12 protein-coding genes are annotated in these 16,772 nt (G+C 75.8%); 6 read left to right on the top strand and 6 right to left on the bottom strand.

Features of this window, described 5'->3' with window-relative positions; genetic code table 11:
* Nucleotides 1-38: 38 nt before the first annotated feature.
* Entirely contained in the window at nt 39-809 is a 771-nt protein-coding gene (locus tag ACFYXV_RS30330; RefSeq protein WP_385477083.1) for a glycerophosphodiester phosphodiesterase family protein, read from the bottom strand.
* Between the two features lie 194 nt (nt 810-1,003).
* Here ACFYXV_RS30330 and ACFYXV_RS30325 point away from each other — a divergent pair, with 194 nt between their 5' ends.
* Nucleotides 1,004-2,506: a PLP-dependent aminotransferase family protein gene (locus ACFYXV_RS30325; protein WP_389384611.1), complete on the top strand. Its 1,503-nt coding sequence runs from the start codon at nt 1,004-1,006 to the stop codon at nt 2,504-2,506.
* A 25-nt stretch (nt 2,507-2,531) separates the two neighbouring features.
* On the opposite strand, the gene ACFYXV_RS30320 is transcribed toward ACFYXV_RS30325, so the two are convergent.
* Entirely contained in the window at nt 2,532-4,223 is a 1,692-nt protein-coding gene (locus ACFYXV_RS30320) for a hypothetical protein (protein ID WP_389384610.1), read from the bottom strand.
* A 43-nt stretch (nt 4,224-4,266) separates the two neighbouring features.
* Entirely contained in the window at nt 4,267-4,461 is a 195-nt protein-coding gene (locus ACFYXV_RS30315) for a hypothetical protein (protein WP_030162614.1), read from the bottom strand.
* Between the two features lie 292 nt (nt 4,462-4,753).
* Between ACFYXV_RS30315 and ACFYXV_RS30310 the strand changes: the two genes are divergently transcribed.
* Both ACFYXV_RS30310 and ACFYXV_RS30305 read left to right on the top strand, forming a co-directional pair.
* Nucleotides 4,754-5,176 (top strand): ankyrin repeat domain-containing protein, encoded by a 423-nt coding sequence (locus ACFYXV_RS30310; RefSeq protein ID WP_383349759.1) that lies wholly within the window; start codon nt 4,754-4,756, stop codon nt 5,174-5,176.
* 344 nt (nt 5,177-5,520) lie between these two features.
* On the top strand, nt 5,521-6,918 hold the full coding sequence (locus tag ACFYXV_RS30305; RefSeq protein ID WP_385477094.1) for a HEAT repeat domain-containing protein: 1,398 nt from the start codon (nt 5,521-5,523) through the stop codon (nt 6,916-6,918).
* 99 nt (nt 6,919-7,017) lie between these two features.
* On the opposite strand, the gene ACFYXV_RS30300 is transcribed toward ACFYXV_RS30305, so the two are convergent.
* The 3 genes from ACFYXV_RS30300 to ACFYXV_RS30290 are packed head-to-tail and all read right to left on the bottom strand — an operon-like array spanning nt 7,018 to nt 9,289.
* On the bottom strand, nt 7,018-7,899 hold the full coding sequence (locus ACFYXV_RS30300) for a biotin-dependent carboxyltransferase family protein (protein ID WP_389384609.1): 882 nt from the start codon (nt 7,897-7,899) through the stop codon (nt 7,018-7,020).
* Entirely contained in the window at nt 7,896-8,513 is a 618-nt protein-coding gene (locus tag ACFYXV_RS30295) for an allophanate hydrolase subunit 1 (protein ID WP_385475604.1), read from the bottom strand. Before ACFYXV_RS30295 ends, ACFYXV_RS30300 begins: the two co-directional genes overlap by 4 nt.
* Nucleotides 8,510-9,289, bottom strand: coding sequence for a LamB/YcsF family protein (locus ACFYXV_RS30290; protein ID WP_389384608.1), 780 nt, complete (start codon nt 9,287-9,289; stop codon nt 8,510-8,512). Before ACFYXV_RS30290 ends, ACFYXV_RS30295 begins: the two co-directional genes overlap by 4 nt.
* A gap of 129 nt (nt 9,290-9,418) precedes the next feature.
* Between ACFYXV_RS30290 and ACFYXV_RS30285 the strand changes: the two genes are divergently transcribed.
* The 3 genes from ACFYXV_RS30285 (at nt 9,419) to ACFYXV_RS30275 (ending at nt 16,739) form a co-directional block, all read left to right on the top strand.
* Nucleotides 9,419-10,942 (top strand): hypothetical protein, encoded by a 1,524-nt coding sequence (locus ACFYXV_RS30285; protein ID WP_389384607.1) that lies wholly within the window; start codon nt 9,419-9,421, stop codon nt 10,940-10,942.
* A gap of 114 nt (nt 10,943-11,056) precedes the next feature.
* Nucleotides 11,057-11,959 carry a hypothetical protein gene (locus ACFYXV_RS30280; protein WP_385475610.1) on the top strand — a complete coding sequence of 301 codons (903 nt, stop codon included), beginning with the start codon at nt 11,057-11,059 and terminating at the stop codon, nt 11,957-11,959.
* Nucleotides 11,960-12,023: 64 nt separating this feature from the next.
* Nucleotides 12,024-16,739, top strand: coding sequence for a hypothetical protein (locus ACFYXV_RS30275; RefSeq protein ID WP_389384606.1), 4,716 nt, complete (start codon nt 12,024-12,026; stop codon nt 16,737-16,739).
* Nucleotides 16,740-16,772: the final 33 nt, after the last annotated feature.

Raw genomic sequence — 16,772 nt, 5'->3', positions numbered from 1 at the left:
CGCGGCCGCCCCACCGGACGCGGCGGCCTTACGGGCGGTCAGGCCCAGGCCCCGCGCCGGTCCAGCACCGTGCGCAAGATGTCGATCCGGTCGGTCATGATGCCATCGACTCCCAGGTCGAGGAGGGCCTCCATGCGTTCCGGTTCGTTCACGGTCCACACGTGTACCTGGAGTCCCCGCTCGTGCGCGGTGCGTACGAACCGGCTGTCGACCACGCGGATGCCCGCCTGGGTCTCCGGAACCTGCGCCGCCACCGCCCCGACCCGCAGCGCCGCCGGGATCGCGTACGAGCGCAGCCGCAGGCCGACCACGCCGCGGACCCCGTACGAGGTCGCCAGCCGGGGACCGGCGATCTTCTGGGCGCGGGCCACCCGGCTCTCGGAGAACGAGCCCACGCAGACCCGGTCCCAGACGCCCGCCCGTGCGATCAGGTTGACCAGCGGGTGCAGGGCCGACTCGGACTTGATGTCGATGTTCCAGCGGGCCTCGGGGAACTCCTCCAGGAGCTCCTCGAACAGCGGCAGCGGTTCGGTGCCCGCCACCCGCGCCTCGCGGACCCTGCTCCAGGTCAGCTCCGCGATCCGGCCCTGCCCGTCGGTGACCCGGTCGAGGGTGGAGTCGTGGAAGGCGACCAGCTTCCCGTCGGCGGTGGCGTGCACATCGGTCTCGAAGTACCGGTAGCCCGCGTCGGCGGCCCGCCGGAAGGCGGCGGCGGTGTTCTCAAGGCCGTCCGCGGCACCTCCCCGGTGTGCGAAGGGGATCGGAGCCGGGTGGTCCAGATACGGATGGCGAAGGCGTACGTGCGTCACCCGTCGCAGTATGCACCGTGCGCCCCGTGGGGAGGCGGCGGCCGGGCGGCCGCACGGTGGCCGCACGGTGAACGCGTCGGCGCCCCCTGGTCCGGGTGGATCCCGGCATGACAGTCTGGGGGTGCGGAAGCGAGCCAATACCGGCCCCGTTCGGGGTCGGGCGGGGCCAATTCGACGAAGGTGGACCGGACAGCATGGCAGAGTGGACCTCGGCGGTGGGTGCCGCACAGCTCGCCCGTCTCATCACCTCGCAGCAGGAGCGGCCCAGTGCGCCCGGGGCGCGCAAGCTCCCGGCGTACCGGACCCTCGCCGACGGCATCCGGCTGCTCGTCCTCGAAGGCCGCGTCCCCGTCGCCGCCCGGCTGCCCGCCGAGCGCGAGCTGGCCGTCTCCCTCTCCCTCTCCCGCACCACCGTCGCCGCCGCGTACGAGGCCCTGCGCGGGGAGGGCTTCCTGGAGTCCCGCCGCGGCGCCGGCAGCTGGACCTCCGTACCCGCCGGGAACCCGCTGCCCGCCCGGGGCCTGGAACCGCTGCCCCCCGAGTCCCTCGGGTCGATGATCGACCTCGGCTGCGCCGCGCTCCCGGCGCCCGAGCCCTGGCTCACCAAGGCCGTGCAGGGCGCGCTGGAGGAGCTCCCGCCGTACGCGCACACCCACGGGGACTACCCCGCCGGGCTCCCCGCGCTGCGGCGGATGCTCGCCGACCGCTACACCGAGCGCGGCACCCCCACCATGCCCGAGCAGATCATGGTCACGACGGGTGCGATGGGCGCCATCGACGCCATCTGCAGCCTCTTCGCCGGGCGCGGGGAGCGGATCGCCGTCGAATCCCCCTCCTACGCCAACATCCTCCAGCTCATGCGCGCCGCCGGGGTGCGGCTCGTGCCCGTCGCGATGGCCGACGGGCTGGCCGGCTGGGACATGACGGTGTGGCGGCAGGTGCTGCGCGACGCCGCGCCGCGCCTCGCCTACGTCGTCGCCGATTTCCACAACCCGACCGGGGCGCTCGCCTCGGACGAGCAGCGGCGCGCCATGGTGGAGGCGGCGCGTTCGGCCGGCACGGTCCTCGTCGTCGACGAGACCATGGCCGAGCTCCGGCTCGACCCGGCGCTGGAGATGCCGCGCCCGGTCTGCTCCTTCGACCCGGCGGGCTCGTCCGTGATCACTGTCGGCTCCGCCAGCAAGGCCTTCTGGGCCGGCATGCGGATCGGCTGGGTCCGCGCGGCGCCCGACGTGATCCGGAGCCTGGTCGCGGCCCGCGCCTACGCCGACCTCGGCACGCCGGTGCTGGAGCAGCTCGCGGTGAACTGGCTGATGCGCACCGGCGGCTGGGCGGAGGCCGTGCAGATCCGCCGAGACCAGGCCCGGGAGAACAGGGACGCGCTGGTCGCCGCGGTGCGCCGGGAGCTGCCGGACTGGGAGTTCGAGGTGCCGCGGGGCGGGCTGACCCTGTGGGCGAGGGCGGGCGGCCTGTCGGGCTCCCGGCTGGCCGAGGTGGGGGAGCGGGTCGGCGTACGGGTTCCCTCGGGGCCGAGGTTCGGCGTGGACGGGGCCTTCGAGGGCTACGTGCGGCTGCCGTTCACCGTCGGCGGGCCGGTGGCGGATGAGGCGGCGGTCCGCCTCGCGGCGGCCGCCCGCCTGGTCGGAACGGGCGCGGCCGGCAGCACGGCGGAGCCCCCGCGCACGTTCGTGGCGTAACGGCGACGGCGACGACGCCGACGGCTCAGGGGCCCACCGGCCAGGGGCCGCGGACCGGCGGGGTCTCGGCCGGGACCTCCTCGGCGTCGTCGAACGCCTCCAGCTCGTCGAGGTCGGCGTCGAGGAGCGGCCCCTGGGCCTGAGCCGGCGGCTGGACGATGTGCAGCGGCTTCGCGAGCGCGACCCGGCCCGGCCCGCCCGGGGACGGCAGCTGCCGCCCCGGCAGCAGCTCCAGCACCGCCTGGCGGTGTCCCGGGTGCGCGGCGTCGTCGTACGGGTCCGGCGTGGCGGGCACCTGCACCCGGTGCACGGGGCCCGAGCCGAGCCGCGCGTACCCGCGCCCCGGCGGGACCTGCGCCGTCGGCGTGGTGTGCGGCGGCAGCCCCAGTACGTCGGTGATCTGCTGGGCCGCGGCCGGGCCGAGCACGATCCGGGCCCGGGTGTGCTGCCAGACGGCGTCGTGCAGCAGCTCCAGCTGGTCGAACTGCTCGGCCACCACGACCGTGACGTGCGCGGCGCGCCCGTGCCGCAGCGGCACCTGGAGCTGGGCGAGCGGGTCCGGACTCCCCTCTGCGGTCGCGAGGTGGGCGAGCACGCTGGGCCGGTCCAGCAGGATCCACAGCGGCCGCCGGGTGTCCTCCGGCGCCTGCCGTCCGGCCTCGCGGGCCCGGTGCGCTGCGATCAGCCGCCGCTCGGTCTCGCGCGCGGCCCACTCCAGGGTGGCCAGCGCCCCCGCCGGACCGCACTCCACGGCCAGGACCCCCGTACGGCCGGACAGGCAGGAGAACTCCCCGCTGCCGCCGCCCTCGACGATCAGTACCTCGCCCCCGTGGTGCAGGGCCTGGAGGGCGATCGAGCGCAGCAGGGAGGAGGCCCCGCTGCCGGGCCGGCCGACGGCCAGCAGGTGCGGCTCGGTGGAGCGGGGGCCGGTGCGCCAGATCACCGGCGGCACGTCGCGCGGCTCGTCGTCCTCCAGGACGGGCAGGGTCCGCTGCACGGCGCCGGCGTCGGTGAAGCCGAGCACCGTCTCACCGGGCGAGGTCACGAACGGCTGCGCCGCGATGGCCGTGGGAAGCGGCGCGAGCACCGTCAGGTCGAGCTGGTTGCCCTCCTCGTCCCACTCGAAGAGGTATTCCCGGCCGCGCCCGGACTTGGCGTGGAGCAGGGTCTCGATCCGGGCCCGCGAGGCGGCCTCGCCGTCGGTGAAGTAGGCGGGATAGCGGATCCGGAGCCGGGTGACGCGGCCGGCCTCGTCGAAGGCGTGGCCGCTGAAGGCCTTGTCCCACTCCCCGCCGTGGGCGAAGAGCGGGTTCGGGTCCTCGGGGATGGAGAAGTACGGCACGAGCGCCTCGTAGAGGGCGCCGAGCCGTTCGGTCTCGGCCTCGCTCGGCCCGGTCTTGACCGGGGTCCGGTCGCGGCCGTGCCAGGCCGCCGCCGCCATCAGGGTGACGAGGGCGAGCAGGGGCCCGTACGGGACGAGCGCGACCACGAGGACGCAGGCGGCCGCCAGGAACAGCGCGGGACCACGCTTGTCCTTGGGCGTCTGCGCCCACTTGCGCCGCCCGGCCGAGGCCAGGACGCGCAGGCCGCGCCCGATGACGAGGAGCGGATGGAGGACGTCCGTGGCGCTGTCGGCGGCCGTGCGAGCGAGGTCGCGGCCCCGTGCCAGCGACGTGGTGCCGTTGCTGAGGATGCGGGGGAGTGGGCGCCGGGCCACGGTCGTCTCCTGGAGTCGGGGTTGCTGATCGGTGGGGCCGGGGTCAGAGCTTGATCCCGCCGAGGAGGCTCGCGAGGCTTGCCGTGCTCGCCGTGATGCTCGGGGCGATGGCGGAGCCGGCGAGGAAGAAGCCGAACAGGGCGCAGACGAACGCGTGGGACAGCTTCATCCCGTCCTTCTTGAAGAAGAGGAAGGCGATGATGCCGAGCAGGACGACGCCTGAGATGGACAGGATCATGAGAGGTTCTCCTGGTGGGTGGGGACGGTCACCATCAGTTGTTCCAGGCTCACAGGAAGTATCAATGCGATAAAAGGTGCATACGGGTGAATCCCGGCTTTTTTCACTTGACCGGCGCAGCCCGGCTGGCGCGTCCGCCACGAAGGGGATCCTTGCCTCCGCCGGGCCCCCGTATGTGCAGGTCCGGGCGCTACTCTGGCGATTCACCCGTACGGTCGCAGTGCCGTACGCCCCCCTGCCCGCCCGGCCCGGGGATTCTCACGTCAACAGCGAGTGGAAGGCGGTACGACAGATGAGCGAGCACGAGCCCACCCAGGGCGGCTCCCAGGGCTCTCCCGACGAGGACGTCATCGAGCTGGCCACCAAGATCTTCGACCTCGCCCGGCAGGGTGAGACCGAGACGCTCACCGCGTACCTGGACGCCGGAGTCCCGGCCAACCTCACCAACGACCGGGGCGACACCCTCGTCATGCTGGCCGCCTACCACGGCCACGCCGCCACCGTCTCGGCCCTGCTGGCCCGCGGCGCGGAAGCGGATCGCGCCAACGACCGCGGCCAGACCCCACTGGCCGGGGCCGTCTTCAAGGGCGAGGAGACCGTCATCCGCGCGCTGCTCGCCGGAGGGGCCGACCCGACCGCCGGAACCCCCTCAGCCGTGGACACCGCCCGCATGTTCGCCAAGGCCGACCTGCTGGAACTCTTCGGAGCCGAGTAGTCCGTTTTTGCCCGTGACCTGGCAGGGTCTGACCGGTCCGCCACCTCACGGAATGGTCACGGCGGCCATAAATGTGGTCGCGGCGCACAAACCGGCTGGGTCATCATGGCGACGGATTCGATTCGCGGACACGGCGGACGGGCAGGAGCGGGCAGGACACGCAGGGTGTCCGGGCCCATCCCCTGCGCAAACCCGGCCGACGTGGTCGCGGAGCACCGACGAGAGTGAGAAGGCAATGGTCTACATCGAGCGGAACATGACGGCGGACGTCCTCACATGCTGTTACGCGGCCCTGTGAATCCCGATTCCCGGTTGCGTCCCCAGCTTGATTTGAGGCCATTCCCATGTTCGAACCAGTCATAGCGCCAAGCGGCACCCTGCTCGGGCTCCTCCAGCGGGGCCGCGGCGACGGCACGCTGCACGCCCTGGCGGCGCCCCGGGCGGAGGCCCTCGCGGCCCTCAACCAGTGCGTGGTCAGCGACCCGCGCCAGGACTGGCAGGTCGAGAACCGCTCGCTGTACTACGCACGCCTGTACCTGGATCTCGACGGCCCCCTCGGTGCCATCGAGAGCCACCTCTTCAGCGCGGACGACCTCGTCGACGACTCGGACCACCGGACGGGCCTCGCCCTGTCCGTCCTGGGCCACCTGGCCTCGTACGGCCGCGACGACGCGCTCATGCTGCTGCGCCGCTACGCCGCCTCCGGCGCCAACTGGGCCTGGGCCCTCGACGAGCTCGCCCTGCGCGACGACGACGAGGGGCTGCGCGGCCTCGCCGCGCCCGTGCTCGCCAGATTCCCGGCCGGTGCCGAGGGCGAGGCGCGGCTGGCCGCCGCCGTCCGCGACGCCTACGAGCCCCGGCCCTGGTGTCTGTGGGAAGAGTCACCCGAGTACGGGGACCGCCTGCGCGCGGCCCGCCAGCAGGGCTCCTTCGACCGCTGGCAGCGCCAGCTCACCCCGAACGGGCCCCGCCCCGGCTGGGGGGTCCAGGCCGTCTTCGACTGGGCCGCCGACGGCTTGCGCCGCGGCACCCCGCTGCACGTACCCGCCGCACGCTGCCTCGCCGCCGTCGCCGCGCCCGAGGACCGCTCCGCGATCCTCGCCGCCGCCGCCGGTGCGGGCGGCGAGGCCGCCCGGGCCACCGCCCTGCACCACCTGGTCCTCGCCGAGCCGGAGAACCCGGCCGTACTGGACCTCATCGAAGCCGCCGGTGATGAACCGGCCGTCGCCGCCTACGAGCGCATGTGCGGCCCCGCCGCCGTCGACCGGGCCCGGCAGTGGATCCACCGCCCCGACGCGCTGGGCGCGGCCGCCGGTGCCCTCCTGGCCGCCCGGGGCGGCACCGAGGACGCAGCACTCGTACTGGGCGCCCTGCGCTCGACGGTCCGCGGCTGCGGCCCCGACGCCCAGCGGCTGTTCGCCCTGGTCGACGGCGCCGGCCGGCTGTCCATCGGCTGCGCGGCGCCGGTGCTGCGCCACGTCTACCGCGAGACGGCCTCCTCCCACCTGCGCGGACGCGCGGCACGGGCCCTCGCCAGCACGGACCCCTCCTTCGCCGCCGGCTTCGCCGTCGAATGCCTCTGGGACTGCGAGGAGACCACCCGCGAGGTGGCCGCCCACCACGCGGAGACGGCCGACGCCCGGGTCGCGCCGCGCCTGCGCCGCCTGGCGTCCGACCCCGCCGAGGAAGAGGACGTCCAGTCGGCGGTACGCAGCCGGATCGCCCCGGAATCGGCCGTGTAGCCGCGCCGGACACGACCTCGGCCCGGCCCCCCCGTTCGTCGGGGGCCGGGCCGAGGTCCTGTCACGGCTGCCGGGCGCTCCGCCCGCTTTGCAGACGTTTCATCGGGCCCTCACGAACCTCACCCGCACCCCCGGCCGTGCCTGCGCCGCCGCGTCCAGGGCCGGGCCCGGGGGGACCACGCCCACCACCGGGTAGCCGCCCGTCACCGGGTGGTCGGCCAGGAACACCACCGGCAGGCCGTCCGGGGGGACCTGGACGGCGCCCAGGACCATGCCCTCGCTCGGGAGTTCGCCACCGCGGCCGCGGACCAGCCGGGGCCCGGCCTCGGTGCGCAGCCCGATGCGGTTCGACGCCGGCGAGACCCGGAACTCCGCGCGCCACAGCGCCGCGAGCGAGGCCGGCTCGAACCAGTCGGCCCGCGGTCCCGGCCGCAACGGCAGCACCAGCTCGACCCGCGTCCCCGGCGTCGCCGGCGCCCGCAGCCCGTCCGCCCCGCGGACCGGATCCGGACCGGCCGGGCCCACCGGCAGGACCGCCCCGGCCGCCAGGACGGCCGGCCCCAGCCCCGACAGCAGGTCCGTCGAGCGACTGCCAAGGACCGGCGGTACGGCGACCCCTCCCCGTACCGCGACGTAGCTGCGCACCCCCGACTCGGCCCGGCCCACCTCCAGCTCCGCACCGGCCCGCAGCCACACCGGCGCTCCCCACGCCACCGGGCGACCCGACACCCGTACGGCACAGGGCGCGCCCGTGACCGCCACCGTCACGGGGGCCAGGGCCCGCAGGCCCACGCCGTCCAGCGTGGTCTCCAGGGCGGCCGCCTCCGGCGGGTTGCCGAGCAGCCGGTTGGCCAGGCCGAGCGCCCCCGCGTCCAGCCCGCCCGACCTCGGCACGCCCAGGTGGGCGTACCCGGGCCGGCCCAGGTCCTGCACCGTGGTCAGCGCCCCCGCCCGCACCACCTCCAGCGCGGCCCCCGTCACCGCGACGCCTCCTCGAACCGCACCCGTACCCCCGGCGCGAACAGCGCCGCCGGTTCGCGGCGCGGGTCCCACAGCACCGCCTCCGTCGTCCCGACCAGCTGCCATCCTCCGGGCGAGGAGCGCGGGTACACCCCGGCGTACTCGCCGGCGAGGGCCAGCGAGCCCGCCGGGACGACCGTACGGGGCGTGGCCCGCCGGGGGAGGTGGAAGCGCTCCGGCAGCCCCGTCAGGTACCCGAAGCCGGGCGCGAACCCGCAGAAGGCCACCCGGAAGACGGTGTCCCCGACGATCCCGGCGACCTCCCGCCGGCCGACCCCCCACAGCCGGGCCACCTCCGCCAGGTCCGGCCCGTCGTACCGGACCGGGACCGTGACCAGCGGCCCCTCGGTCGCCGCGAGCGGGGGCACCTCCCAGCGCGTGATGCGCTCGGCCAGCGCGCGCGGCTCGCGCACACCGTCCAGGAGCACCGTCCGCGCCGCCGGCACCACGTCCCGTACGGCGCCCAGCTCGCCCGCGTCCCGCCGCCGGAGCAGCTCGGCGTGGAGCGCCTCCACCTCCTGCGCCGAGTCCAGTTCGATCAGCAGCGCCTCGCCGCCCACCACCAGCGGCCTCACGCGAAGGCCTCCACCCGGACCCCGGCGGCGCCCAGCGCCTCGCGAACGCGCAGCGCGAGCCCGGCCGCCCCCGGGGTGTCCCCGTGCAGGCACAGCGAGCGCGCCCGCAGCGCCACGGGGGAGCCGTCGGAGGCCGTCACCACGCCCTCGGCCGCCATCCGGACCGCGCGGGCCACCACGGCGTCCGGATCGTGCAGCACCGCCCCCGGCTCGCCGCGCGGCACCAGCGTCCCGGCCGGCGTGTACGCCCGGTCGGCGAAGGCCTCCGGCACGGCCGGCAGCCCCGCCGCCTCGGCGGCGGAGAGCAGCAGCGAGCCCGGCAGGCCGAGGACGGGGAGGCCGGCGGCCCCGGCCGCCATGCGCACCCCGGCGACGACCGCGCCGGCCTGGCCGGGGTCGTGGACCGTGCGGTTGTACAGCGCGCCGTGCGGTTTCACGTACGACACCCGGGAGCCGGCCGCCCGGGCGAAGACCTCCAGCGCCCCGATCTGGTACGCCACCTCGTCGGCCAGCTCGCCCGCCGGCACGTCCATCGAGCGCCGGCCGAAGCCCGCCAGATCGCGGTACGAGACCTGCGCCCCGATCCGCACGCCCCGCTCCGCGGCCATCGCGCAGACCCGGCGCATGATGGACGGATCCCCGGCGTGGAAGCCGCACGCCACGTTCGCGCTCGTGACGACGGACAGCAGCGCCTCGTCGTCGGTCAGCGTCCAGCGCCCGAAGCCCTCGCCCAGATCGGCGTTGAGGTCGATCAGAGATGTGATCATGGAAGCCATGCGGTGAGCGTAGAACGTGGGAACGCCGAACACCGCGCGTCCGGCGGGAGCGGCCGGCGGCACCCGGGACCGATCATGCCGAACCATGCCGTTTGGGATGTTGTCAGTATCAGCGCCTAGTCTTTGTCCGTGACTCTCCCTGCCCCGGCGAAACCAGTTCCGTCCCCGGCGCCGGGCCCGGCCGCCGACGAGGGCCTGGCCCGGCGGCTGCGCGCGCTCGCCTGCACCGCCCCGCTGCACGACCTCGACGTACGCAAGGCCAATCTCGCCGGCGAGTACGGGATCTACGCGATGGCGGAGGTGGCGCTCGCCGCGATCGACCTGGTCACGCTCAACATGGACTTCGACACCGGCGCCGACCACGAGCAGATGGTGGCCAGGCTGCTGCCGCGCGTCGCCGCGCAGGCACCGCACCGCCCGGCGGCCGAGCACGAGCGGGTCGCCCGCTGGGTGCTGGAGAACCTGATCAACGTCGGCAGCGTGGACCGCGGATTCCGCGCGATCTACGGCACGTTCGGCCCGGACGGGGTGTACGTCCGCCGGGACTACGACTTCAAGCTGATCGAAGAGGTCCCCGGCCACGGCGGGGCCGTCTACCTCCGCACGACGGACGAGGCCGTCAACGTGCTGGTCGGCGCCCTCGACACGGACGTCACCAGCGCGCAGATCGCGGCCGAGGTGAAGCTGGAGGTCCTGATCAGCCGGGGCCGGCTGGCCGACGCCCAGCTCGCCGCCGAGCAGGCCCGCTACCGCACCGTGCAGTACGCGGAGACCCTGCGCCGCACGCTGGACGCCACCCGGCGCAACGTCCGGGCGGTGGACTGGCTCGAATCGGTGCCCGACATGATCGAGGAGGCCCTCGACCACGTCGCCGACCGCTACCGGCACGAGAACGCGATCCTGACCAACATCCGCCGGGCGCGCGACGAGGCGGAGGCCGCGTTCGATTCGAAGGCGGCCGACAACAAGCGGCGCGCCGCCGAGCTCGTCGACATCGTCAAGGACTGCATCCGTCGCCACACCCAGCTCCAGTCCAGGCTGCTGGACGCCGGCCCGCTCTTCCGCGCCGAGCAGGACCGGCAGGCCTTCGCGGCCCCCACCCCGCGCTCCGGGATCGACCTGTACGGACAGCTCGTCGCCCCCGTGCTGCCCCTGCCGCTCGCACAGGCCACCCGGGTCACCGACGCCTTCTTCGCATCGGCCGTCGGACTGCGGACCCCGGTCTCGGTGCGCGTCACGGACCTGGTCGAGATACTGCTGACGCCGCCGGTGGAGCGCGAGCACCTCGGTGCGGAGATGCCGGAGCCGGACCTCATCGCGACCCCGGACGACAGCCGGTTCAGCGAGGAGCAGCTCGCCGCGGCCACGGAGCTCCTCGACCTGCCGCACGACGCCCCGCGCCGGCTGTCGGGCCTGCTCGCCGAGGCCCGGCGCAGCGACCCGGACCTGCCGTACCTGGTGGCCCTGCTCGCCGTCCACGCGGCGAGCCCGGCCGTCGGCACGGCCTACCGCCAGGGCGAGGAGCGGCTGCTCTTCGCCGTTGACGACGGCACGCAGCTCGAAGACCCCGAGTTCGGCGGCGCGGACCTGATCGTCGGCACGGCGCTCCTGGACGCGGCCGCGATGACCGCGGACCGCACGGAGGCGGCATGACCCCCGCCGGCCCGACCGGCCGAACAGCATGATCCAGCACAGCGGCACGGGGCGGCGCGCGGGGGAGACCCCGCCCGCCGCCGCGACCACCGCACACCACGAGAGGCAGTACCCGTGAGCGACCACCACGCCGAACACCCCGCGTGGAGCGAGGCCGACGCGCCGCCGGCCCCCGTCGCACCCGCCGCCGGCGGGGCGGTCACCCCCGCCGACGCCGCCGACGCGGCCCGGCTCGTCGCGTTCGGGCTCCAGCCCAAGCTGCTCCCGGCCCGCGACGCCGAGTACGCCGAACTGCTGCGCCGCTACCGCGAGGAGCCGGCGTTCGGCCGCCTCGCCGACGCCGTCGCCACCGGGCTCGGCCTCGTCGTCCTGGAGGTGTCCCCGCGCGCCGGCATGGCCGTCGCCGCCGGCGAGGACTCCGTCTTCGCCGTCCGGATGGGCGACTACGCCCGCCGTACCACCGCCGACTCGGCAGACCGGTTCCTGCACGGCCTCGCCCACCTCGCCGTCGCCGCCCTCGCCTTCCCCCGCCCCGAGGACCTCGCCGACGACGGCTACATCGGCCGGATCACCGTCAACGGGGTCGACGCCTTCGTCCGGCAGACCTGCCGCCGCCTTGAGGAGCGCGCCGAGGAGCTCGGCGAGAACACCGACCCGGCCACCGACGCCCCCGGCCTCGAAGCCGCCTGGCGCGTCTACGCCCGCCGCAGCGCCACCGGCGCCACCAAGGACGCCCGCCGCCTGGCCGGCTCCACCACCGGCATCGTCGGCAAGGCCGCCGCCTTCCTCACCGACTCCGGTTTCCTCCAGCGCACCGGCGACGACGCCGGCGGCACGTACCGCACCACCCCCCGCTACCAGCTCCAGGTCCGCGACATGGCGGGCAGCGCGGCCATGGCCGAGCTCCTGGAACTCGGCGTGGTCCCCGTCAGCGACGGCTCCGCCAGCCTCCTGCCGCCGCCCGAGGGCGACGACCTGGAGCTCGCCGCCGACGCCGGCCTGCCCTTCCACGCCTGAGCCCCGCCGCCCCGACCTGCCCTCCGTACCCCTCCGTACCGAGAATTCACGAGAGTCCGCCGCCATGTACGAGCTGTCCCGGATCCGCCTCTACTCCATCGGGCCCGCCGGCGCGCGCTACGCCGACACCGTGCTCGACCTGCGCGGAGTCGGTGAGCCGGTGCCCCACCCGGCGCCCGCCCAGGCGGAGTTCTTCGAGGACGAGCCCACCGGCCCGCCGCGCCGCCCGGCCCCCGCCGGCGTGCTCTTCCTGGAGAACGGCGGCGGCAAGTCGGTCCTGCTCAAGCTGATCTTCTCGGTGATGCTCCCCGGCCACCGCAACACCCTCGGCGGCGCCAGCTCCGGCGTGCTGCGCAAGTTCCTGCTCGCCGACGACTGCGGCCACGTGGCCCTGGAGTGGCAGCACACCCAGACCGGCGAGTGCGTGGTCGTCGGCAAGGTCAGCGAATGGCGCGGCCGCCAGGTCTCCAACGACCCGCGCAAGTTCGCCGAGGCCTGGTACTCCTTCCGCCCCGGCCCGGGCCTGAGCCTGGACAACCTCCCCGTCGCCGAGGCCACCGCCGTGCGCCCGCCCGTCGAAGGCGCCTCCGGCGCACGGGGCCGGCGCCGCACGATGAAGGGCTTCCGCGACGCCCTCACCGAGGCCGGCAAGGCGTACCCGCACCTGGACGTGTACTTCGAGGAGATCCACGACCGCTGGAACGAGCACCTCACCGAACTCGGCCTCGACCCCGAACTCTTCCGCTACCAGCGCGAGATGAACGCCGACGAGGGCGAGGCCGCCGGCCTCTTCGCGGTCAAGAAGGACTCCGACTTCACCGACCTGCTCCTGCGCGCCGTCACCGACACCCGGGACACCGACGGCCTCGCCGACCTGGTCCACGGCTTCGGCAACAAGCTGGGCCGCCGCGCCGAGCTGATGGCCGAACGGGACTTCACCGCCGGCTCGGTGGACCTCCTCACCAAGATCGTCGAGGCCGCCGAGGCCCGCTCCCGGCTCCGCGACGTCCACGCGGGCGCCGAGCGCCGCACCCGCACCCTCGCCCGGCGGCTGTCCGCCCGCGCCGCCGAGGAGCGCGGCCGCGCCGCGGACCTCGCGCAGCGGGTCACCGGCGCCGCCCACGGGGTCACCTCCGCCGAGTCCGCGCGGACCCGCAGCGCCGCAGTCTCCGCCGAACTCGCCTACCGGCACGCCTCGCTGGCGCTGACCGTCGCCGACAAGGCCGCCGCCGCCCAGCGCCGCGAACTCCTCGAAGCCCGCACCCTGCACTCCGCGTGGCAGGCCGCCGAGATCGTGCTCCGCCACCGCGCCGCGTCCGACCGCTCCGCCCGGGTCGCCGCCGCGATCCTGGAGGCCGAGCGGGACGCGGCCCCGGCGCTCGCCGCCCGCGCGACGGCCGCCGCCGCGCTCGTACGGGCCCTGCACACGGCCGCCGAGAACGGGGAGCGCGTCGCCAACGAGGAGGAGGAGCGGTCCGCCGCCCTCCAGGAGGCGGGCGAGGCCGCGCACCGCGACGCCACCGCCGCCGCGACGGGGGCCCAGCGGGCCCGGAGCGAGGCCGAACACCTGCGCGCCAGGCTCGCCGAGGTCCAGCAGGAGACCGCCGAGGCCGTTCGGGCCGGCTGGCTCGACGACTCGGCGCCCGACGCGGACCCGGCGCGTGCCGCCCTGGCCGCGAGCGATGCGGAGAAGAGCGCCGTGGCCGCCTGGGACGAGTCCCGCGAGGCCGCCCGGACCACCGCCGACGCCGCCCGCGAAGCCGCCGCCGCGGAGTCACGCGCCGAACTCACCGCCGCCCGCGCGGCGGACGCCGCCGACGCGGCCGAGGCCGCCCACGGCGCCGAGCACCGGGCGGCCGCCTCCCTGGCCGCCTCCCCCCGCCTGGCCGAGCTCCTGGGCCTCCCCCCGACGCCCGAAACCTTCCTCCCGCACCCGCGTACGGGCACCCCGGAGCAGGCCGGTACGCCCGGCGCCCGGTCCGGGGCCGACAACGGCCGCGCCACCGCCGCGCACCCGGGCGGCGCTCCCGGCGCCCCCGGCGGCGCCGCGGACGGCGGGCTGACCGTGGAAGACCTCGACCGCAACGCCGACGAACTGCGCGAGATGCTCAGCCGCGGCGTCGGGACCGCCGAGCGGCAGCTGTTCGAGCTGCGCACCGCCGCCGCCGACGACGCCCGCATCCTCGGCGCCCTCGGCGACGGCGGACTGCTGCCGCCCGGACCCGACGTCCTCGCCACCGTCGAGTACCTCGGCGAACACGGCATCCCGGCCCTGCCCGGCTGGCGCTACCTCGCCCAGTCCGTCGACCCGGCCGACCACGCCGCCGTCCTCGCCGCCCGCCCCGAACTCGTCGACGGTGTCGTCATCACCGACCCCGACACCCACGCACGGGCCCGCGAGGTCCTCTCCGCGGCCGCCCTGCTGCCCCGCTCCGCCGTCGCCGTCGGCACGGCCGCCGCCCTGCTGGCCCCCGTGCCGCCCGCCGATCACTCCGACACCGGGGTGTTCCTCGTCCCGCCGAACCCGGCCATGCACGACGAACACGCCGCCGACGAGGAGCGCCAGGCGCTGCGCGCCCGCGCCACCGCCCGCGACACCGAGATCCGGGACCTGGCCGCCCGCCTCGCCGGGGACCGTGAACTCGCCGCCCGCCTCGCCTCCTGGCGCACCGGCTGCCCGTCCGGCCGCCTCGCCGAGCTGGCGCGGCAGGCCGAGGCCGCCCGGTGCTTCGCCGAGGAGGCCGACGCCGAGCTCGCGGAGGCCCGTACCGTACGCGCCGAGGCCGACGAGGCGGCCGCCGACGCCGCCCGCGTCCGCGACGAGCGCCAGGACGCGGCCCAGCGGGCCCGCCGAGCCGCCGACGCCCTCGCCGGGCTCGCCTTCCGGCTGCGCGAGCGTGCCGGCTGGCAGGCCAGGGTCCGCGAACTCACCGACGACGCGGCCGAGTCAGAGGCGCGCGCCGAGGTCTGCCTGGACCGGGCCCGCGCCGCCGACGAGGACCGCCGCGCCGCCCAGCGCGCCGCCGACGACGCCCGCCGCACCGCCCGCGCGCTCCGCGCCGAGCGGGCCGAGATCGCCGGCGCCCCCGAGGCCCTGCCCGAGGACGACGGCGCCGCCAAGGCGCCCCTGCCCGACCTCCGCGAGGCCTACCGGGCCGCCTCCCGGCTGTACGAGAAGGTCGGCGTCGGAGCCGACCTGCGCGCCGAACAGGCTCGCGCCGAGAGCGACGAGAGCGCCGCTCTCGCCGAACTCGACCGGCTCACCAACAAGGTCCGCACCCGCGCCGCCCAGCTCCTCGAAGGCACCGACGGCGCCGACGGGCCTTCCCGGCAGGCGGCCGCCGCCCGCGCCGAGTCCCTCGTACAGATGCTGGAGACCCGTGCGCAGGTCGCCAGCGAGCAGCTCGGCCGGCTCCGCGGAGAGGCCGAACGGCACGCCCCCGCCGAGGGCGGGGCCCACACCGACCTGCCCGAGGAGCTGATCCCGGGCGACGTGGAGCAGGCCCAGGCCCTGCTGCGCACCGCCACCGCCCAGCTCGCCGCGCACACTGCGGCCGTGGAGACCGCGCGGGCCGCCCACGCCGACCTGCTGCGCGCCCACCGCACCGCCGAGGACGGCGCCGGTGGCTTCGACGAGACCGCGGCCATGCTGCGGGACCTGCTGCGCGACCACACCCACCAGGAAGACGAGCAGGAGCCGGCCGCCCACGCGGGCACGCTGGAGGAGGCCCGGCACTCCGCCGCCGAGGCCCGCCGCTCCCTGCGCGGCTGCGCCGCCGACCTCTCGGCCGCCGAGGCGGCGGTGCGCGAGGCGAGCGACGTCCTGGTCCGCCACGCCAACGCCAACCGCTACGAGCAGGTACGCACCCCCGCGCGCCAGCAGATCCGCGAACTGCCCGCCTCCGCCCTGCCCGAGCACGCCGCGGCCTGGGCCGCCGCCTTCGCGCCGCGGCTGCGCGTCCTCACCGACGAGCTGGCCCAGCTGGAGCGCAACCGCGACAGCATCGTCGACCGGCTGCGCGGACTCGTGGAGTCCGCCCTGGCCACCCTGCGCTCCGCCCAACGGCTCTCCCAGCTCCCCGAGGGCCTGGGGGAGTGGTCGGGCCAGGAGTTCCTGCGCATCCGCTTCGAGGAGCCGGACCAGGCCACCCTCACGGAACGCCTGGGCGAGGTCATCGACGAGGCGACCCGCGCGGCAGTGAAGAAGAACAGCAACGCCTCCTTCGGCGAGGGCCGCCGCGACGGCATGTCCCTGCTGCTGCGCGGGGTCCAGGCGGCCCTGGAGCCCAAGGGCATCTCGGTCGAGATCCTCAAGCCCGACGCGGTACTGCGCGCCGAGCGCGTACCGGTCGGTCAGATGGGCGACGTGTTCTCCGGCGGCCAGCTGCTGACGGCCGCGATCGCGCTGTACTGCACGATGGCGGCGCTGCGCAGCAACGACCGCGGCCGAGACAAGCACCGCCACGCGGGCACGCTGTTCCTCGACAACCCGATCGGGCGCGCGAACGCCACGTACCTGCTGGAACTCCAGCGGGCCGTCTCGGACGCGCTCGGCGTCCAGCTGCTCTACACCACCGGCCTGTTCGACACCACGGCCCTCGCCGAGTTCCCGCTGGTCATCCGGCTGCGCAACGACGCGGACCTGCGGGCGGGCCTGAAGTACATCAGCGTCGAGGAGCACCTGCGGCCGGGCCTGCCCCAGCAGTCCCCGGAGGAGGAGACCATCCACGGCGAGATCACGGCGACCCGCATGTTCCGCCGCTCCGCGCCCGTTTCCTGACCGCACCGCACCACACCGCACAGCGCCGCGCCG

The sequence above is a fragment of the Streptomyces sp. NPDC002181 genome, from assembly GCF_042890485.1.
In the GTDB taxonomy this organism is placed as follows: domain Bacteria; phylum Actinomycetota; class Actinomycetes; order Streptomycetales; family Streptomycetaceae; genus Streptomyces.
The sequence above is the reverse complement of the archived record's forward strand: the minus strand, read 5'-3'. Positions and strand labels throughout refer to the sequence as shown.